This is a genomic window from Bacillus sp. JJ634, assembly GCF_036962285.1.
Classification (GTDB): Bacteria; Bacillota; Bacilli; order Bacillales; family DSM-1321; genus Peribacillus; species Peribacillus asahii_A.
Genome location: NZ_JBALMU010000129.1, coordinates 1 through 21,004, shown reverse-complemented (window position 1 = coordinate 21,004; position 21,004 = coordinate 1). Strand labels below are relative to the sequence as shown.

General features: G+C 39.1%; 19 protein-coding genes. 2 read left to right on the top strand and 17 right to left on the bottom strand.

What is annotated here, in order from left to right:
- Positions 1-33 precede the first annotated feature (33 nt).
- The 12 genes from V7068_RS17835 to V7068_RS17780 all read right to left on the bottom strand — a co-directional run bounded on the left by V7068_RS17835 (position 34) and on the right by V7068_RS17780 (position 15,098).
- Positions 34-3,069 (bottom strand): efflux RND transporter permease subunit, encoded by a 3,036-nt coding sequence (locus V7068_RS17835; protein WP_499713895.1) that lies wholly within the window; start codon positions 3,067-3,069, stop codon positions 34-36.
- Positions 3,070-3,271: 202 nt separating this feature from the next.
- Positions 3,272-4,024, bottom strand: coding sequence for an SDR family NAD(P)-dependent oxidoreductase (locus V7068_RS17830; protein ID WP_499713894.1), 753 nt, complete (start codon positions 4,022-4,024; stop codon positions 3,272-3,274).
- Positions 4,025-4,203: 179 nt separating this feature from the next.
- The gene (locus V7068_RS17825) at positions 4,204-4,950 is read right to left on the bottom strand and encodes an SDR family NAD(P)-dependent oxidoreductase (RefSeq protein ID WP_252293915.1); all 747 of its coding nucleotides are present in this window, start codon (positions 4,948-4,950) and stop codon (positions 4,204-4,206) included.
- 39 nt (positions 4,951-4,989) lie between these two features.
- On the bottom strand, positions 4,990-6,627 hold the full coding sequence (locus V7068_RS17820; RefSeq protein WP_499713893.1) for an AMP-binding protein: 1,638 nt from the start codon (positions 6,625-6,627) through the stop codon (positions 4,990-4,992).
- A gap of 18 nt (positions 6,628-6,645) precedes the next feature.
- On the bottom strand, positions 6,646-7,446 hold the full coding sequence (menB, locus tag V7068_RS17815) for a 1,4-dihydroxy-2-naphthoyl-CoA synthase (protein WP_119118765.1): 801 nt from the start codon (positions 7,444-7,446) through the stop codon (positions 6,646-6,648).
- A gap of 140 nt (positions 7,447-7,586) precedes the next feature.
- Positions 7,587-8,741 carry an acyl-CoA dehydrogenase family protein gene (locus V7068_RS17810; RefSeq protein ID WP_180319822.1) on the bottom strand — a complete coding sequence of 385 codons (1,155 nt, stop codon included), beginning with the start codon at positions 8,739-8,741 and terminating at the stop codon, positions 7,587-7,589.
- 373 nt (positions 8,742-9,114) lie between these two features.
- A complete protein-coding gene (locus V7068_RS17805; RefSeq protein WP_499713892.1) occupies positions 9,115-10,428 on the bottom strand; it encodes a sigma-54 interaction domain-containing protein in 1,314 nt (437 codons plus the stop codon).
- 12 nt (positions 10,429-10,440) lie between these two features.
- A complete protein-coding gene (locus V7068_RS17800) occupies positions 10,441-10,863 on the bottom strand; it encodes a MaoC/PaaZ C-terminal domain-containing protein (RefSeq protein WP_499713891.1) in 423 nt (140 codons plus the stop codon).
- Positions 10,864-11,060: 197 nt separating this feature from the next.
- A complete protein-coding gene (locus tag V7068_RS17795) occupies positions 11,061-11,285 on the bottom strand; it encodes a hypothetical protein (RefSeq protein WP_499713890.1) in 225 nt (74 codons plus the stop codon).
- Positions 11,286-11,291: 6 nt separating this feature from the next.
- Entirely contained in the window at positions 11,292-12,440 is a 1,149-nt protein-coding gene (locus V7068_RS17790) for a Ger(x)C family spore germination protein (RefSeq protein WP_499713889.1), read from the bottom strand.
- The gene (locus tag V7068_RS17785; RefSeq protein WP_499713888.1) at positions 12,437-13,549 is read right to left on the bottom strand and encodes a GerAB/ArcD/ProY family transporter; all 1,113 of its coding nucleotides are present in this window, start codon (positions 13,547-13,549) and stop codon (positions 12,437-12,439) included. The genes V7068_RS17790 and V7068_RS17785 overlap by 4 nt, the downstream gene beginning before the upstream one ends.
- A gap of 1 nt (position 13,550) precedes the next feature.
- A complete protein-coding gene (locus V7068_RS17780) occupies positions 13,551-15,098 on the bottom strand; it encodes a spore germination protein (protein ID WP_499713887.1) in 1,548 nt (515 codons plus the stop codon).
- A gap of 242 nt (positions 15,099-15,340) precedes the next feature.
- Between V7068_RS17780 and V7068_RS17775 the strand changes: the two genes are divergently transcribed.
- On the top strand, positions 15,341-16,492 hold the full coding sequence (locus V7068_RS17775) for an amidohydrolase (protein WP_499713886.1): 1,152 nt from the start codon (positions 15,341-15,343) through the stop codon (positions 16,490-16,492).
- Between the two features lie 91 nt (positions 16,493-16,583).
- Here the strand turns inward: V7068_RS17775 and V7068_RS17770 are convergent, their stop codons facing one another.
- The gene (locus tag V7068_RS17770) at positions 16,584-17,249 is read right to left on the bottom strand and encodes a phosphatase PAP2 family protein (protein ID WP_499713885.1); all 666 of its coding nucleotides are present in this window, start codon (positions 17,247-17,249) and stop codon (positions 16,584-16,586) included.
- Between the two features lie 85 nt (positions 17,250-17,334).
- The gene (locus V7068_RS17765; RefSeq protein ID WP_252283240.1) at positions 17,335-17,916 is read right to left on the bottom strand and encodes a DUF1836 domain-containing protein; all 582 of its coding nucleotides are present in this window, start codon (positions 17,914-17,916) and stop codon (positions 17,335-17,337) included.
- Between the two features lie 134 nt (positions 17,917-18,050).
- On the opposite strand from V7068_RS17765, the gene trhA reads away from it, so the two are divergent.
- Complete coding sequence (gene trhA / locus V7068_RS17760; RefSeq protein WP_499713884.1) at positions 18,051-18,698, top strand: PAQR family membrane homeostasis protein TrhA; 648 nt, start codon at positions 18,051-18,053, stop codon at positions 18,696-18,698.
- A 57-nt stretch (positions 18,699-18,755) separates the two neighbouring features.
- On the opposite strand, the gene V7068_RS17755 is transcribed toward trhA, so the two are convergent.
- From V7068_RS17755 to V7068_RS17745, 3 genes are all read right to left on the bottom strand, one after another.
- A complete protein-coding gene (locus V7068_RS17755; RefSeq protein ID WP_499713883.1) occupies positions 18,756-19,769 on the bottom strand; it encodes an aliphatic sulfonate ABC transporter substrate-binding protein in 1,014 nt (337 codons plus the stop codon).
- Between the two features lie 39 nt (positions 19,770-19,808).
- A complete protein-coding gene (locus V7068_RS17750) occupies positions 19,809-20,567 on the bottom strand; it encodes an ABC transporter permease (RefSeq protein ID WP_402918718.1) in 759 nt (252 codons plus the stop codon).
- The coding region (locus tag V7068_RS17745) for an ABC transporter ATP-binding protein (RefSeq protein ID WP_499713882.1) at positions 20,500-21,004 on the bottom strand (505 nt) is incomplete at its 5' end. The genes V7068_RS17750 and V7068_RS17745, both read right to left, overlap by 68 nt.

Below are 21,004 nucleotides of genomic sequence, written 5' to 3'. Positions count from 1 at the left end.
AGACAAATTTCTCTACAAACTTTTTTACCTGCTTTACATATCAACACGTTCTTCAGCAAAGACTTTCGCTTTCCTTCTTTGTTTTTTCGACTTTTTAAAATATAACAATTCATATATACATGGAATAACAATGAGCGTGAGCAATGTAGAAACAGCTAAACCGCCAATAACAACGATGGCTAAGCTTTGCGAAACTAAGCTTCCTGTTTCCGCTTTTTTATATAAAAGAGGCAGCATCGCACAAATCGTGGCTACAGCTGTCATCACAATTGGACGGAATCTTATTGCTGACGCTTCAACAATCGCATCACGAATAATCATATGTTGTTCATTTTGTTTCACTCGGTCTAACAAGACAATTGCATTTGTCACGACAATACCAATTAACATAAGCGCCCCTAAAAGTGCTGTCATATCGACTGGAATACGACTAATTACCAGTCCTAAAACGGCACCAATCGCAGCGAACGGCAATGAAAATAGAATCGCAATCGGCGCTCTCATGGACTTAAATGTAATCACCATAATCAGAAAAACAATACCAATCGAAATGAACATCGTAACAAACAAATCAGTAAAATCATCGGCTTGCTGTACGCTTGCTCCTCCAACATACACCTCTACATCTTTCGGAATATCGAGACCTTTATTCTCTTTATCTCCAAATATCTCAACATTTACTTTGCTTGCAATATCAGAGAGTTTAGCTGGATCAACTGTTGCTGTTACTTGAAGATATGTTTCACCGTCTTTATGAAACAGATTCGTTGTACTTTCTTCACTCTTTAATGAAGCAACTTTTGATACAGGCATTAGACCAGACGCTGTCATAACCGGAATAGCCTTTAAATCCTCTGGTGTTTTCGGATTTAAGATTGGTTCAAGGTACACAGGTGTTAACTGTTCATCCAGCGTAATATGGCCGATAGGCGTTCTATTCAGCATTACACCGAGTTGTTGAGCAATTTGCTCTGTATTTCCTCTAGATGAATTGACCTTGAATGAGTAGATAGTTTTCTTTTCATCTTGATTCGTTGTAACTTCTTCTACACCTTCAATATCTTGAATTTGCTCTTTAATTTGATTAGCTGTTCCTTCGAGCTCTTTCACATTATTCCCGATTACATCGATCGTAATATCCGTTTGCCCTGCTCCCATCATAAAGGAAGCGGCACTCGCTTCAAGCTTCGCATCAGGATAATGCTCTTTTTGCTGCTCGATTTTTTCTAAGATTGTGTCAATCTGTTCTTTATCTTTTAATAGAATACCAAAAGTCGCCTCTGTAGGTGATGTCACCGCACCATATTGAGCGGCTTCAGCGGAGACTCCTAATTGCATAAACACATCATCGACTTCATTCATATCTTGAATCGTTTCTTCGAGTTCAATCGCTTTATCTTTTACTTCATCAAATGGCTGATCATTTGGATAAGCGAGCGTTGCTGATACATAATCAGCTGTCGAATTGTCCACCGCTCCTTTAGGCATCGCAAAGTATGTAGCAATAGAACTGATAAACAATAAGAAGGAAATCAGAAGGACAACCCATTTATGATTCAATGACCACGTCACAACCTTTGTAAAACGCTTGGCCGGTCGGTGTTTTGGAAGCTTCGTTTTCCTTAGCAGTCCTGCACTCATAAGCGGAACAACCGTTAACGCGACAAGTAACGAAGCAAGTAAAGAATACGTAACCGTTAAAGCAAAAGGCAGCAGGAACTCTTGAAGCCCTCCATTCAATAAAGCAACTGGCAAGAAAACAGCGACAGTTGTAAGAGTGGAAGCTGTAATCGCCACACCTACTTCTTTCGTAGCATCCATCACTAATTGAAGCGAAAACTTCTCCTGCTGCATTTTTCGGAAAATATTCTCAATAACAACAATGCTATCATCCACTAAGCGACCAATTGCTACAGCGACACCGCCCAGTGTTAAAATATTTAAGGTTACACCCGATAAGGATAACAAGAAGAGGGTTAAACCAAGGGACAGTGGAATCGAAACGATTGTAATAAAAGTGGAGCGTGCGTTTCGTAAAAAGACCATAATCACAATCGTAGCAAACAATGCACCAAGCAATACTTCTTTCACCATCGTCTGAACAGACGTCTCTACCATATCAGCGGTAGATAAATAAATCGTCGATTGCTGATCAGGGTACTTGTCATTAATTTCTTTTGTGATCTTTTCTACTTCACGGCTAATGGTTACAGCATTTGACTGACTGTCCTTAACAATGCTCATATCAATGCTGTCTTCTCCATTAAATCGACTAATAAGATTGTCGTTTTTTACTTCTTCAACCTCCGCCACTTGACCGAGCGTAACTCTTGGTTTGACCCTTAGTGCTTTTAGCTTGGCAACGCTTGTTACATCTCCAATTACTTTAATATTACTTGTCTTCCCGTCAATGACGTTTTCTCCAACAGCTAGAGCCGTATTTTGCCCGTTCAGAACTCCCATAATCTGTTCAATCGATACGTTCTTTTTCGCTAATTGTTTATTGTTCACTTTAACGGAAAGAACGGACTCCGCAGCACCAAATGTTTGAACATCGGAAACTCCTTTAATATCCTTATATAAAGGCTCGAGCTCCTCCTGAACAAAATCTAAGTTTTCCGCTGTTAATCCATCTTTAAATGTTACAGCGATAAATGAAATCGGAATCATCGATGTATTAAGCTGGGTAACTGTAGGCTTTGACATATGTTGAGGCAGAGCTACATTCCCTAAAGCTTCTTGGACATCCAGCTTTGCTTGTTTCATATCCGATCCTGCTTCAAAGAACAAATCAACTTTTGAAAAGCCGTCCCCCGTCACAGAATAGACAGAGGTCTTTCCTCTTAATCCTGTAACAGCCCTTTCAATCGGATCTGTTACGGTCGTTTCCATTGTTTTTGCATCCGTCCCCTGACCCATTGTGACAATCGTCACTTGTGGATTATCAGCGGAAGGTAAAAATTCCATAGGCAGTTTAAAATAGCTGAACATCCCAATTAATAGGATAAAAACAGTGACTAACGAAACAGCAGCTTTATTCTTAAACGCCCACTTTGTGAAGAATTCCACATACACATCCCCTATCATTGGAAAATTAATAAAATAGTCCCATATTAAATATTACCATAAACGGCCGACTAAAATGTGTAAAGAAGTATAAATTCTATGTAAACGCAGAAAAAAAACACTTCATTCTTTGGTATGGTCCAATCATCCATCCCTACCAAACAACAGAAGTGTATGCCGCATCTTTTCCTTATTCATGCACTCATTAACCCAACATACTATGCCCGCCATTTACCGATATGACCTGGCCAGTAATCCAATCCGCTGATTCTGATAATAAAAATAAAATAATTCCCGTTACATCATCCACTTTTCCAAGTCTTTTGAGCGGATACTGCTTGACCACCTTCGCAAGTGTTGCTTCATTAAAATTCAATTCACCTTGGTCAATGAGTCCAAGTGAAACCGTGTTACATTGCACGTTGTTTCGACCGGCTTCGATTGCTAGTGACTTTAAAAAGCTGATTGCTCCCCCTCTAGCAGCTGCTGAAACAATTAAATTTCGATCCCCTGTTCTTGCGGAATCTCCGACAATATTAATAAACTTCCCCTGATTGTTCTCCATCATCACAGGCATAAACGTATGTACTAAATTCAATACACCATAAAAACAAATATCTACTTCACGTTTCCATTCTTCCGGTTCATATTGAAAGAACGATTTTACTTGCGCCCAGCCAGCGTTGTTAACAATACAATCCACATGGCCAAACTTCTCATCAAGCGTTTCTTTTATTCTCTTAATATCTTCTAAACGCGCAAGATCACCTTGTACGAGAGTTACTTTCCCCCCAAGTTCTTCGATTTCTTTCGCTGTTTTCATAGCCTCTGCTTCAGATCCACGGTAATGTAACGCAACATTCGCCCCTTCACTAGCAGCCGCTAACGCAATTCCTCGACCAATTCCTTTTGCAGCACCGGTAATTAAGACATTTTTCCCTTGTAAACTACTATTCATCGAATAACCTCCTTCTAAAAATAGAACGAGGCTGTCTTAAAAGTAGAATCATGCGAATTTAGCTTATAATCGTGCTAAATTCATGAGAAATCATGCCAATTTGACTTATAATCCTGCCAAATCCACAGAAAATCATGCCAATCTCCTATTTTTAATTCAGCCTCATTCTTATGAAATTCTTACACCATTGTTAATCCGCCGCTCACTGAAAGTGTTTGACCCGTAATATATTCTGCTTCATCAGAGGCCAAGAACGCCACAGCATTAGCAATATCACTAGGTTGAGCTAAACGTCTGAACGGAATAGCTTTTTCTAAAGACGCTACAAGCTTTTCATTCGTTTCGCCGATTTCCTTAAATAGCGGTGTGTCAGCTGGTCCTGGTGCAATACAATTGACATTTAGTTTATGTCTTGCCATTTCCCTAGCCAATGTTTTCGTAAAGGCTACGATCCCACCTTTTGCAGCCGAGTAAACGGCTTCTCCACTTGAGCCAACTCTCGCTGAGTCAGAGGAAATATTAATGACTTTTCCGTAACCGTTTTCAACCATGACTGGCAAAATTTCTTTACATGTATGAATTTGCCCCATTAAATTAATATCAATAATTGCTTTCCATGTACTTGGTTCACTTTTTAAAAACGGTTCCACCTTATCCCATCCTGCATTATTGACCAATACATCAATCTTTTCAAAATGAGTAAGTGCTGTTGCGACTGCTTCCTGAACACTTTCTAACTTCGTTACATCGCAATACACAGCAACGGCTTCTGCTCCTTCTTCTTTTAAAATAGAAACCGTTTCTTGTGCGTTTTCTAAATTTACATCTGTAACAACAATATTCATAGATTTGGAAGCTAGCGTTCTAGCAATCTCCCTTCCCATTCCTCTACCTGCTCCTGTTATAAAAGCAACTCGTTTACTCATAACTTCCCCTCCACTTAATCTATTTTTTCGATTTACTTTTTACACTTGGCCGCTAATCTGTTCACTAATCATTTCTCTTAGACGAAATTTCTTAATTTTTCCGCTTGGTGTTCGTGGAAATTCATCAATAACTTCTACATGTTCTGGCCAATACTGCTTGGCTATCCCTTTTTGCTCAAGGAATTCACGCATAGTTTGTAAAGTTAATGGTGTTTTGCCTTGCTTCATGCTAATGAATGCGCAAGCCTTCTCTTGAAGTCTTCGATCAGGCATCGCAATAATTTGCACGATAGAAATATCCGGATGTTCATAAAGAACATTTTCCACATAGGCAACAGGGATATTCTCACCGCCTCGGATGATTACATCTTTATTACGACCAGATATACGAATATATCCATCTTCATCCATCACAGCACGATCCCCTGTAATAAACCAGCCATCCTGATGCTCGGCAAGTGTGTCATCCATCCGTTTTAAATAGCCGACGAACTGCGCAGGCCCCCTCGATAGTAAAGCTCCCTCTTGATGCGGCGGACATATTTCACCATTCATATCCACCACTTTGACTTCCATTCCGGAAAAAGGAACACCGTCTGTACCTGTTAATTTTTCCTCTGAATCATCAAGCTTCGTCAAAGTCACAAGACCGTTTTCCGACTGCCCCCAACCAGCTAAAATTTTGCATGGTACCTTTTCATTTGCCTCTTTAACTAGCTGCCTTGGAATCGGGGCCCCTAGCGCAACAAATGCACGCAATGTGCTAAGATTATAGTTTCCAATCCCTTCTAATCGAATCGTATCTTCAAGGAATGGTGTTGCACCTGCAGTAAATGTAATTCCCTCTTTCTCTACTAACTCTAAAAATTCGTTTGGATTCCAAATATCCTGATAAACCGCCGTTCCTGCATAATGAGTCGGTAGTCGTACCCCATAGCCAAATCCAGTTTGATGTGCAAAAGTAGAAGCCATATGCATCACATCATCAGAGGTTAAACGTAAACGTTCAATCCAATAATTCGTTGAAACACAAAGTGTATTGTGTGTATGCATAACCCCTTTCGGATTTCCAGTCGTTCCAGAAGTGAAAATAATCTCTGTCACATCATTCGGATTATGCTCGATTTCATCTAACACTTTTACATCCATACGCTCTTCCCACGGTTCTTCAAACAGCGTGGCTAAAGATTTCATTCCGCTTGGAATATTCTCCCCTTGCACGTAGACATGTTCCATTGCCGGCCATTGGTGGCTAAGCCTTTCTATCATGGCTGGGTAATCGAAGCCTCGGAATTTATCTGGAACAACTATCATTTTCGATTCAACCATACCTACCATATAGCCAATTTCACGATCACGATAAATTGGAATAAGGGGGTTTGTAATAGCTCCTATTCGAGTAGCCGCATAATGAAGGATGACGAATTCATTCCAGTTAGGCAATTGAATCGAAATAACATCTCCCTTTCCCAAACCTATTTTCAGCAAACCTAAGGCGACTCGATCCACTAGCTTTCCAACTTCTCTATACGTATAGCGGCTCTTCTTATCAATAATTGCCACCTTGTCCGGATGATTTGCGATTGCCTCATTTAAGTAATCTAAGATTGTTCGATTCGGCCAAATAGACTGGTACTTCTCCACATATTCCTGATTCAACAGCGTATCTAGTTTCACTAAATTCCATCCCCCTTTTTACTGTCTAAATTTTTTGAAATCTACTGGCCGTTTTTCAAGAAAAGCATTCTTGCCTTCTTCCGATTCTGGTGTGTTGTAAAACATAGCCAGACTGCCCATTGATAACTGTGAAATTCCTTGGATGTTTGCACTATCTGCATTAAAGGAATATTTAAGCATTTTCAGCGCTGTTGGACTCTTTTCAAGAATCTTTTCAGCCCACTCTTCTGCTGCTTGCTGCAGTTGCTCTGCAGGAACAATTTTGTTCACAAGACCCATTTCTTTTGCTTCTTGTGCAGAATATTGTTCACATAAATACCAAATTTCTCGCGCTTTCTTTTCCCCAACAACTCTAGCTAAATAAGCTGAGCCAAACCCGGCATCATAGCTTCCTACTTTAGGTCCGCTTTGACCAAATTTTGCTGTTTCCGCCGCAATCGTTAAATCACAAATGACATGAAGTACATGTCCTCCGCCAATCGCGAATCCATTTACCGCTGCAATAACTGGCTTCGGAATGTTTCGAATAGTTTGGTGCAGATTCTCCACCTCTAGACCGATACCACCTCCTAAACCGCCGGAATAATCATATCCACCTTCATCGCCTTTTTCTTTTTGATCTCCACCGACACAGAATGCCTTTTCGCCTGCTCCCGTTAAAATAACAACCCCAACGCGGTTATCATCCCATGCGTCACGGAAAGACCAAATTAATTCCTGGATTGTTCTTGCTCGAAAAGCATTGTAAACCTGCGGACGGTTAATTGTAATTTTGGCAATCCCATTCGTTTTTTCATATAAGATATCTGTTAATTCCATATTATTGACCTCCATCGCTATAATAGTTTTAGACTCATTTGTCCTTTAATTATTTCCATCATCTTAAACGTGCTTTGAATTCTCGCAATGTAACCGATAAAATAGCAATCTATTATTTTTATACAATACAGCTCTCTAGCTTAATAAGAACGGAACTCTTTCCCAATAATATCTTTGGCGATAACCATCATATTCGCTTGAGCTGTTCCGTCTCCAATTTCTAATCCAATTACATCACGCAAGCGCTGCTCATGCGGCATTTCCTTCGTATAACCATAGTGACCGTTAAATAATAAACATTCATGAATAGCCTCTACACTATATTTCGGACCTAGCCATTTAACAGAAGAGGACTCTTTACTATGCTTTAATCCTTGATCACGAAGCCAAAGTCCGCGATATGCCTGCCATTTAATAAGCTCTAATTGCGTATAATGAGTCACAAGCGGAAACTGAATACCTTGGTAGGTTGCAAGCGGCTTACCAAAGGACTGTCTAGCTTTTACATGTTCAATCGTCTCATCAATACTTTGAGAAGCAGCCCCCACACACTGTAGTCCTATTAACAAACGACTTAAATCAAATCCATTCATAACTTGGGAAAAACCTTTATTTTCAAGACCAATTAAGTATTCCTCTGGAACCTCTACATCGTTTAAGTAGATCGAGCCCCTGCCAACTGGAATATTCCCCATATCTTCATACCCTTTGCATTCCACTCCAGGTAAATCAGCCGGTACAATAAAAGCACTAATCCCACGGTTGCCTAACTCAGGGTCTGTTTTAGCGAAGATAATAAACGCATCTCCACACGTTGCTACGCTAATTCCTGACTTTTCTCCATTTAGGACATATACATTTCCTTTATGTACGGCCGTTGTTTTAATTCCACCAGCATCTGTTCCTGCAGCTGGCTCCGTGATTGCAATCCCCACAATCTTTTCACCGCTAGCGATTTGCGGAAGCCATTCTCGTTTTAACTCCTCGCGAGCATGGTTATTAATAATTTCTCCAATCAGCGCATTTAGCATAACCGCATATGTTAGATTGAAATCCCCTCTGCCAATTTCCTCTGCAGCAATTCCTGTCGTAACGCAGTCAGCACCGCTCCCCCCATACTCAACAGGAATTCTGAGACCATTTACGCCTAACTCCCCTAGCTTCTTCCACAAATGCCTTGGAGTAATTCCTTCTCGGTCCCACTTCGTGTAATGAGGCAGCAGCTCCTCCTTCGCAAATTCTTGCAGCATCTTGCGAAAATATTCCTGCTCTTCTGTAAATGAAAAATTCAACATTGATAATCCCTCCCTTTGCCTATATTAATTATGCAAGTATCGTGCCAATTGGAATTTACTAGTAAAAGCACATATCTCGTCACATCCATTCGCAAAAATGAGATAGTTTCGCAATATTGCGAAGCATATTTGCAAAAATACCTCCCTTTGCTCGCCTATAAAAAATGAGGCCTTCCCAAAAATCATGAAAATGACTTTCAGGAAGGCCTCCCATTTAGTTGAACAATTATTCTTCTCAGATCATTTGTGTTAAAAGAAAAAATCGAATAATCCAGCCAGGAAAATGTCCCTCACCAGGGGCTTGAAAGACAGAATCGAACAAAAAAAGAGTGGGGGCTGTCCATTTTTAGACAGCCCCACGTTCTAAATTCTATTATTTTAAATTATATTTTGATAGTTTTCGGTAAAGGCTAGCGACATGTATATGTAGTTTTTGAGCAGCTACAGTCCGGTCGCCTTTCGCTTCTTGAAGAGCACGTTGAATCGCATCGATTTCTGCATTTGCTACCGCTTCTTCTAAACTGAGAAGAGGAGCCGATTCTCTTTCTCGTTGAGGAGCCGATCCACTAGGTGAAAAATATAAAGCTTCCATCGTGATTGTATCCCCTTCAACAATATTCATTCCCCGTTCTATATACGCTTTTAATTCTCTTACATTCCCTGGCCATTCATAATTTACCAGCCATTCCTGAAGCTTGACATCAATAAATTTCACTTGACGCCCTAGCATCTCATTAAAATAATTGATGAAATAATAAGCTAACGGAAGAATGTCTTCCTTCCTTTGACGAAGAGAAGGGATTTTTAATTCAAAAATGTACAATCGATAAAATAAATCCTGTCTAAACTTCCCTTCTTGAACGAGCGTTTTCAAATCTCGATTCGTCGCAGCAATAATTCGGATATCGACATTTTTATTAGCGGTTCCTCCTAATCGTTCTACTTCTCTTTCCTGCAATACACGCAATAACTTTCCTTGCGCTTGGTAAGGAAGCTCCGATATTTCATCCAAAAAGAGCGTGCCGTGATGAGCTAATTCTATTTTTCCAGGCTTTCCTTCCTTTTTAGCACCGCTAAACGCTCCTGCTTCATATCCGAACACCTCTGATTCAAACAATTCATCTGGAATCGCCGCACAGTTTACAGCAACGAAAGGGTTGTTTTTTCTCGAGCTTAATCCATGAATAGCTTGGGCAAATAATTCTTTTCCCGTTCCGCTTTCTCCCGTTAATAATACGGTTGAATTACTTGTCGCAATCCGAGCTGATAATTCTTTAATTTGCTCGATTGCGGGACTTTCTCCCATAATCTCCTCAAAGCTATATCGATTCTGAAAAGAGGATTTTTTCTTCATTTTAGAAGAATCCATTGAATTCATAAATGAAATCATTTCAACATGGTCGATATCATCTTGCCGCACGATGACTCGGTAAAGCTGATACTCATTGACTTTAGAAACTCTAATTAAACAAGAATATCCAAAAATAACACCAAACAGGACTTTCGTATGCTTTCTGCTAAATGTACCTTGAATGATGTCATTAATTGATGCTCCGAGCCAATTCTGTTTGTTTATCGAAAAGTTCTCACAAAATTCCGGACTAACGTCAACGAGACGACCATTAGCATCTACTTTCAAGGAACCCCATTCATCAATTGGGTCGATTAAATTAAGTGTTTTCTTCATGATTATCACCTGTCAATTCTTATTGGATAATAAAAAAATGACGACCTGTCCCTTAATCACTTCATTTCCAACCTCATTGTAACAAGTAACTTTTTGAGTGACCCAATTCCGTTCTACATTAATATCAATAATCTCTAATTCAGCCGTAATCACATCTCCAACAAATACAGGATGATAAAAAACCAATTCCTTTTGCAGTAAAATACAAGCAATGCCAGGCAGTTTATCGCTAATTACTTGGTTAATTAATCCTTCTGTTAACAAACCAGGAACAATGGGTTGAGGATAATAATTTTCCCAGTTCTCTTCACTCGACCTGTATACTGGACTATAATCTTTCGTTAATTCATTGCAAGCTCTTACGTCGGCTTCAGAAAATGTTCGTTGCAAACGGGCAATTTGTCCGATAAACAATTCCTCAATTGTATAAACCATCGAATCCCTTCCTTTCTATCGTTGTAAATATTCCTAATATTTAGTATATAGACTAATATCCTAAATGGGAAGAAAACACTTCTACCAGAACAAAAAGAGCCAGCAAAACAAACAATGTCTACACATTGAACGTTTTACCGACTCTTATTCAAGTCTTGTCCTCCCGCGAAGGGGAGCCAAGTAAACAAAGTCAATTATTACTTCAATATTTTTTGCATCTTATCAACCATCGGCAACAGAAAATCAGACGGATTTTTCAAATCAGGGTAAAACAAAAAGATTAGAGAAAATAGCCATTCAAAAGTGACCAATACAATAAAAACCTTTTTTTCTTTTTTCTGATTCTGTTTCATTTTTGGCCATTCGTACAAAATCATGCATGCTACTAAAAAAGTAATCCCTAGTGCAAATAACCATTTCAATATTTTTCACCTCACTTCTGTTGCCGTTCCTGCCCCAATTCTCAAAATAGTTGTCTCAATGTCATATTTGACTTCTACTTGTGGATAGATTTCATCCCATTTATCTTTCGCTTCTCGCCATTCCTTCGGATACTTCCGTTCAAAAGCTTCTCCAAATCCCAAAATATCAGCTTTTTGTTCTTTTTGTACTTTTTTTACCGCTCTCTTTAAACGTCCTTCCAATTGTTTAACTAGTTGTTTTTCTAAAGAATTTATCTCTTTTGGTGACTTAACTTGTATATTCGTTTCATTTAAGACAATCTCTTCTGTTGTTCTAGTCTTAATCGTTATTTCCCACTTATCTCCTTTTATTTTAGGGACAAGCTTTACGTCTGCCTCACGGAGAGTCATGGATATATATCCTTGTGCGCCTTCTGGCAATAACGTAATCTGAGAGTCTTTCACGTCATTTTGGATCCATTTCACACCTCGTGTCAACTCATCATCAATAGAACCAATCATTTTGTCCTTTTTAAAAATGGCGGTGCGGTAAATATAAGCAATCGTTTCATTTGATTTCTTCCCTTTTGGTGGTGGTAATTTATGCACCATTGGAATGAATACATCGCCGCTTACAAGCCTTTGAAGTAAATCAACTAAAGTCACATGCATCAAAGTCTGTGATTCAGCCATATCCCAAAGTACTTCAGAAGGACTATATAATTGCGTTTTAAGAGAAAGTATCTCTTTGGCACTCTCTTTCGCCACAAATACATACGCGCGATTACGCGGCCTTGGATCACGTATAAAATAATCAATGGAGTCACGAATGCCTTCCTTCGCTAACTTTTCATTTATAATAATGACTTCTGAATGTCCCCAAAATATTTTCCTTGGCATTTGTTCCTGAAGTTTCTCTAACGCGTCAGGAACTGTCTTCCCCTTGCCAGATCTAGCTGCTACTTGTGTTAACCCACCGCCTCCTTGACCTTGGCCTCCACCTTGACCCAGCGCTTGTGGAACTGATATTTCAACCGTTACTTCAATTGTGTTATCGTCTATTCGATCAACGCCAACACCTTTGATTAAAGCCACATCATTCACCTCGGCTCGATCCCAACATCCTGTTAGTAGAAACGTACAGGTTAACCCTATAAGATATAACATCATTCTCATTGCTGCTGTTCCACCTGTTTTTCTTGCTTCTTGTTTTTCCGTAAGAAAGCAATCAGCAAAAGGAAGAGAGGAATCATTGTAAATAAAATAGGTCCTACTGCAGAGTTTATTGTTTGGCTATACACGAAGAAAGCCGACACATTCGGTACTTGCCAGACGGCTAAGACCACCGATAGAAAAACGATTGGAAGCACAAGCGGACGATAATCAGAAAGGTTAAACCACTGTGCCGTGCCTAATGCCAACACATAATAAAATACAGACATTTTAACGAAGGCACCCGTAATCCAAAAAGCCATCACAGTTGCTTCAAGATGGGATAGAAACTCAGCTATACTAATATACTGAACAGCATTCATTAATGGGGCATTAAAGCTTCCTGTTGCACTTCCTAATACTAAAAGAGAAATCAAATTCGTACTGACCACTATTACTAACAATAACAATACGGAAACAATCCCCCATTTCCTACCTTTTTCCGGGTCTTTTAAAAAAGGAAGAAAGAAAGTGATGAATAGGGACTCACAAAACCAAAAGTTAGAAAAATAAGCTCCCTTCAAAACCGGAGTAACCCCATTTCCCAAAATAGGATGCATATGCTTTACTTGTGCATCCGGAAGAAGAAGGATAATAATTGTCAAAAACATAAGAAGCAAGACAGGAGTAAGTAAATCTGACAGTCTTCCCATCACTTCCACCCCTCCATATACAGCTAAACTACTGACAAAGGCCATCGTGCCAAGTAAAACGACTTGCGGCGTCTGCGGAAGAAAATAGCTGCTGACAAACTCCCCATACTGCCAAAGCGCTTGGTTGGATATAAATAAAATAAAAAGCAAAATAATTGCCCCAATCAGTTTTCCACCAATCTTCCCAACAATGGAACAACTGTATTGGATAATACTATCTCCTGGGTAAAGACGATGTAATTGATATACGACATATACCGGAATACAACCTAAAATGGCAGATAAGATAGGAGACAACCACAAATCTTTTCCTGCATAGTCATAGATAGAAGCTGGCAAATAAAGAATGGCTGTTGTGACAATGGCAGAGTAGATCATCATTCCCATTTGTACCGCCGATATTTTCCCATGTTCCAGCACGTCACTCTCCTCCCTTTCTAGGGCCAGGTTTTTGATTAGGGCCTTGGCGATATTCATTAAACTCTCCAGTTAAATGAGGACGCTTGGATAATTGCCACCAAGGAGCTCGTATGAGGAAATCTTTCATATCACTCTTATTCCATGGGGCCATTGGTGAAAGGTAAGGAACACCAAAAGAACGCAACGTACATAAGTGTGTAAGAATTATAAGAAGTCCTAACATCACACCTAAAATGCCCAATGTACCAGCAAGGAACATCATCGGAAAGCGCAATATCCTTAAGGTAGCTCCTAAGTTGTATCGGGGGATTGTAAAAGAGGCAATCCCTGTTAAAGCTACGACCATGACCATCGGAGGTGACACAATCCCAGCCTGAATCGCCGCTTGTCCGATAACTAAAGCACCGACAATACTAACAGCCGAACCAATTTGCTTCGGCAACCTTACCCCTGCTTCTCGTAATGCCTCGAACGTAATTTCCATAATTAACGCTTCCACAATGGCAGGAAAAGGAACATTTTCTCGTGTTGTCGCTATACTCATCAGAAGCTTTGTTGGTATCATTTCCTGATGAAAACTTAGCACAGCCACATATAGAGACGGTAGTAACAAAGATAATAGGACATAACCATAACGCAGCCATCTAATCGCTGTACTTAGCACAAAGCGTTGATAGTAATCTTCACTAGCTTGCAATAAAGACAAAAGTGTTGTAGGAGCGATCATCGCAAAAGGAGTACCATCTACAAGAATTACGACTTTCCCTTCCAATAAACTAGCAGCACACGCGTCGGGCCGTTCTGTGCTTAAAATCTGCGGAAAGGGAGAAGAGGGATGATCCTCTATTAATTCCTCGATATATTGGCTTTCTAATACGCCATCAATATCAATTCTCTGTAATCGATTATTCACTTCTTCAAGCAATGTTTCATTCGCGAGCCCCTTCATATACACGATAGCCACTTCCGTTTGGCTTCTACGTCCAATCTTCATTGATTTCATTTTTAATTGCGAATCTTTGAGTCTTCTTCGGATTAATGATATATTTACACTAATTGTTTCAACAAAACCTTCACGTGAGCCTTTCACAACGGATTCAGAAGCTGGTTCTTCAACTGCACGTTTTTCCGATCGAGCCAGCCCTAAAGCGAGTCCTTTACTTTCATGTTCAACTAGTAGAATGGGGTTGCCCATTAAAGTGTGTTCAATACATTCCTCCACTGTTTCTACTTCTGTTATCTTGGCAACCGATAGTTTCTCTTCCATCCAGTTAGACAAGTTACTTCGTTTCTCCTCCATCTTCTTCATTAAAGGGGAAAGAACACTTGTATCCATCTCTTCCATGTTCGATAATCCATCAATGTAGATTAATTCTGCTTTTACTTTGCCGCCAATTAAAAAAGAACGAAAGACGACATCCGAACAATCTTCGTATAGTAAACGAATCTTTTCGATATTTTTGTTCAAATCGGAGGATAATGGACTTTTCTCTTCCTCCATTTGTTGATGTTTATTTATTTTTTTCCGTTTAGAACGTCGAAAAAGCATACCTTCTCCCCCTTTCAAACGAAACATTACAACCTATAACGTCCAAATGATGTCAAAGTCATTTTCTCCATTATGGAAAGGGATTATGTAAAAAGCAGGGACAATTATGAAATAGATAGAAATTCGAGAAATATGTATAAGAAGCTACTTCTGCATTGACTTCTTTCAGATGCTTACCATAATATTTACATTAAGGAAGAAATGGACTTATACATATTTTCATTGAAGGAGAGGGAAAATCGTTGGCTATAAACGATACAGAATTAGAAAAATATTTAGTAGAATTCAAACGTGACCTTCATATGAATCCAGAGTTATCAAATGAAGAATACGAAACGACTCAAAAAATTAAAGAAGCACTAAAGTCCCAAAATATTACCATTCTGGATTTACCACTGAAAACTGGAGTCGTTGCCGAAATTAAAGGCAGCAAACCCGGCCCAACTATTGCGCTTCGTGCTGATATTGACGCACTTCCGATTTTAGAACAGGCGGATGTCGCGTTCCCATCTACAAACAAAGGAGTTATGCATGCATGCGGACATGATTTTCATACATCTGTTATATTAGGAGCCGCTTTTTTATTAAAGCAAGCAGAAGAAAAGTTAGCAGGAACCATCCGCTTCATCTTCCAGCCAGCTGAAGAAACATCTCATGGTGCGAAAGCAATTTTAGAAACAGGTGCATTGGACGATGTCGATGCGATATTTGGACTTCATAATGATCCAACTTTACAAGTAGGAGAGCTAGGAACAAAACATGGGGTATTAACAGCTGCTGTGGACCGTTTTGAAATACGGGTAACAGCAACGGGGGCACATGCAGCAAAACCAGAAGAAGGAAATGACCCGATTATTATTACGGGTCACATCATTTCGACGCTTCAAACGATTATTAGCCGAAACGTCGCACCACGCGAAGCAGCTGTGCTCAGTATTACGCAAATACATAGCGGAAATACATGGAATGTGATCCCGGATTCCGCTTATTTAGAAGGAACGGTTCGTACATTTAGTAGAACGGAACGAGCATTTATTGAAAAGCGTATGCGGCAAGTGTTACATGGTATTGGGGCCACATTTGATGCAAACGTTGAATTCATATGGCATCCAGGACCGCCATCCGTTGATAATACACCGGAATGGGCCGATTTCGCCCTTGAAATAGGAGATAAAACAGGGTATACTACGAAAACGCTCGAAGCTAGCTCTATCGGCGAAGACTTCGCTTTATACCAAGAAAAAGTTCCAGGTGTCTTCGTCATGATTGGCTCCGGCGGCCCATATGACTTACACCACCCAAAATTCAAAATAGATGATACAGCGCTCTTCCCAGCTTCACAATATTTTTATGAATTAGCTGTTGGAGTACTGGAGAAATCGAATCTAAAATAAAAAAGGAAACCCATAAGTTGCTGTCTTATGGGTTTCTTTTTTATTTCTTAACTAATAGTTTGTTTTGGAGTCCCACCAATTTATGTCGAATTCACGCCGAATTCTGGTCAATTCTAAAAGAACTCCTCTTTTCTTGGTATCTTTGAAAAACGGCGATTGCAATCGCAAGCCAGCAGCCACTCGCCAAGTATCCAGCAATAATATCACTAGGATAATGCACACCTAGATAGATTCGGCTTATTCCAATTGTAACAATCATGGCACTGCTAAAGATAATCAACAAGCTTCGTCCCCATCTAGTAGGAATATGACGCCATAGTAAAAAAGCAAGAATACCATACATAGACGCTGCATTCATCGCATGTCCACTTGGAAAGCTGTACCCTCCAATTTCAATCAACCGATGCAAATCCGGGCGGGCTCGTTGAAAAAACTCTTTTAAGAGACGATTTAAAATAGGCGTACCAACAAGCACGACAATAAATAAAATAAGCTCTATTCGATGCTTCAATACTGCATATAAAAGTGCCATCGTGAACAGAGAAATAACAATAATTGCCTTGAATGATCCGATAAACGTAAAAAATTTCATAACTGCTGTTAAATATGGCGATTCTAGCCCTTGAACAAAGGCAATGATTGCACGATCAAATGCCGTAACTTCATTTTGACTGAACAACAATGCCATCATACTAAATCCAATCAAGAATACAATGCTTAAAATGAAAATCCACGATAACTGAAATTTATTAGTCACAAGAAACGCTCACCTCAATACATAAGAAATAGGATAACTATGTAGCCTTACTCATTATTTTTCATCATCTCATCATTCCCTACTCTCACTTAACTTCTTTTCCTCCAATAATTTCATCAACTAATTTTTCTGCTGTTCTTCGATATACATTGCTCATCTGAACAAGTGAAGCAATCAATAAAACCTGCTCCAAATAGGACCGATCACTATCTTCTAGCGCTTGCATTTCCTCTTTTACATCCTGGATATGCTCCTTTATCTCTTCATAAAAATTCTCAACATTTTTCGTATTCACAGTAAGAACACTATTATAAAAGTCATCTAACCGGAACTCTTCCTCCACAACCTTCCGATTTAAGCCTTCAAGCAGCTCTTTAATATCATTAATAGATAGAGCCCCTTTCAATTGATAAATAAGACTGATTAAAATCAGATGTTCTTTAGAATACTTTTTATTCTTAATTGGAAAAAATAATTTTCCTTTCGCATAGTTGTTAACCATTGTTTTTGTCAGAACTTTTTCTTCTTCATTTCTTTTCGTCCCATTAAATTTATTCTCAAATAATTGAATCACTTGGTCCATATATAAATCAATTTCTGGAATGTCATTTAAAGAAATATGACTTTCCAGTTCTAGCTGATTTAAAATATCCTGTATGTTTTTCATCCAAAAACCACCTATATTTATTGTATAGCTATTATTTTATCCCATAAAAAACACTTCGTAAACCTTGACTACATATTGACATACATATAATATACTAAGTAGTTATAAAAACTATATAGAGGAGCATCCATATTATGAATCAATATATCCGAGAACCTATTAATGGATTTACCCATTTAGCTGGAGCAGTTTTAGCTTTTATTGGCTTGCTGGCACTAGTCATCAAAGCAGCCTCTACAGGAGGATCTCCCCTGACAATTACCGCTGTCATCCTATTTGGCTTAAGCATGATTCTTCTGTATTCTGCATCCGCTGCGTATCACATGGTTATTGCGAAAGAAAGAGTGATTGCTTTTTTAAGAAAACTAGATCATTCCATGATTTTTATTTTGATTGCTGGAACATATATTCCATTTTGCTTAATCAGTTTGCGCGGAGTAACAGGATGGGCATTATTTTTCATTATCTCTTCCATTGCCCTATGCGGAATTTCTTTTAAAATGATTTGGTTTAATTGCCCTCGCTGGCTCTCTACTGCCCTATATATTGCCATGGGTTGGATGATTATTTTTGTCATTGTTCCATTATCTTCGGTCTTAAGCTTTCAAGGAGTGCTTCTATTAATAATCGGAGGGTGTATTTATACGATAGGCGGCTTGATTTATGCGCTTAAGCCAAAATGGCTTACTTTTAAAAACTGGGGGTTTCATGAGATTTTCCATATTTTTATTCTGTTAGGCAGCTTAGCCCACTTTATGAGCGTGTACTTTTTTGTACTGTAACATCTCACACATCATCAAAAAACTCCGATACATAATCGTATCGGAGTTCACTTTTTATTATTTTATTTCTTTAAGAACTGTAAGGTCAATCAAGCCTTTAATATCATTGCTTGGGATATAGTTTGCTTCTTTGCTAATATCCGCCATTTCTTGAATTACTTTTTCATTCACATCTGTCGTTACTTCTAAGCGGGAGAACGCCGCTTCTACTTCTTCTTTCTTCAACTCTTTACCTGTTAAATCTTTCAAATGCTTAATAACAACTTCTTGGCTTTCTTCAGGGTTGTTTTGAATAAATTCTACCGCTTTTTTATGAGCTTTCAAATAAGAAGCAGCAAGACCGTCTTTCTCTAAAAACTCCTTGCTAGCAGCCACTACTGTATTCGTAGAATCTTTGCCCCATGCGAATTCATCCCAATCTAAAAGCAGCTTACCACCTGCTTGATTTTCTAACACATAGCCCCATGGTTCCTGAGTAGCTGCCGCATCCACTGATTTTTGAACGAAAAGAGAAACCGTATCTGCAGGAGCTGACGCAAATAATTCTACTGAACCACCATTTGTTGTTGGTTTTAAATCCACCTCTTGAAGCGCTTTTCTAAGCATTACATCTTGCGTGCTCCCAATAACCGGAATCGCTACTTTTTTACCGTCTAAATCTTTTAGATCTTTAATATCGCTTGCTTCACTTGCAACAAGCACAGCCCCGCCATTGACTGCTCCAGAAATCAAATGATAGTTTGGATTTTTCACATAAAAGTTAAGCAGCGGTCCAGGACCAACTGTACCAACATCGATTGCTTTTGTAGCCATCGCTTCCATAAATAATCCGCCATTGCTAACTGTTTTTGTTTCAATTTTCACATCTTTACCGAATGCTTCCTCAAAATATCCTTTTTCAAGCGCTACAATTGTCGCGATATGCGTTAAGTTCGGGAAGTAACCAATCTTAACCGTTTTTTCATCAGATCCTTTTTCTGCCTTTTCTTCTTTTTGATCAGATTGTGCACAACCGCTTAATATACCAATAAATAGTATAGAAGCAATGAGTGTAAACAATAACTTTTTCATCTTCTTTTCTCCTTTTTTTAAATAAGTAACTTCTACAAACTAGCGTGAACTAACTCCCCACTTTAATTGAACATTGCGTTCTAAGCGAGAAAATACAACATTGTCTACAATTGTTCCGATAATAGCAATAATAATCATAACCGAAATAACTAAATCCATTTGACCAAGTGATCGGCCCATTTCTAATAGTTGACCAAGACCGCCGCCTCCGCCAAGCAGCTCCCCTGCCATTAAGGCGCGCCAAGAAAAGGCCCAAGCAATACGTAAACCAGAAATGATTTGCGGTACGGAAGCCGGCAAAATGACCGTACGTAAAAAATGAAAACCGCTTGATCCATATGTTTTAGCAACTCGTTGATACAGCTGCGGAACATTTTTGAAGCCGCTTGTAGCATTGACTGTCATCGTCCAAGTAGCCCCAATCGTTACGATAAAAAGAATGGAAAAATCATTTAATCCAAACCAAATAATCGCAAGCGGAAACCAAACAATACTTGGAATGGACTGCAGAGCTGTTACAACAAAGCCGAGCGTATCTTCCACAAGCTTGTAGCGCCAAATAAAATAACCTAGAATAAGACCGATAACAATAGCTATCGTAAACCCAAGTAAAATCCGTCCTATACTTTTTAAAATAGCTTCCGTAATTTGTCCGCTTATTATACCGTTAACCAATGTATCTAATACCTGAAGAAGGCCTGGAAACATAAAATCAGGAAGGCTTGAAAGTCTAGATGTGACTTCCCATATCACCGCTATCATTGCGATGAACAGGATCCGTCTTAAAGCTGTAGTCATCTCCCATTTCCTCCTTCAATACTTTTTCGATTTCCTCCTGTAAAATACTCAAAACTTTCTGCTCCGTATGTAATGTAACACTATCGGGCATGACCCCGTCTTTCATCGATGGAACCGAAATAATGTCTTTGATTTTCCCTGGACGAGTAGCAAAGACAACAACCTTTTCTGAAAGTTGAACAGCTTCTCGAATATTATGAGTAATAAAGAAAATCGTTACTTTTGTTTTTCTCCAAATTTCTATAAGCTCTTTATGTAACACCATTCTTGTCTGTTCATCTAGTGCCGAGAATGGCTCATCCATTAATAAAATATCTGGTTCCATGACTAGAGCTCTAGCGATAGCAACCCTTTGCTTCATGCCTCCTGATAACTGATGAGGATACGAATCTACATAGCGGCTAAGGTGAACCATCTTTAATACTTCTAATGCTTTT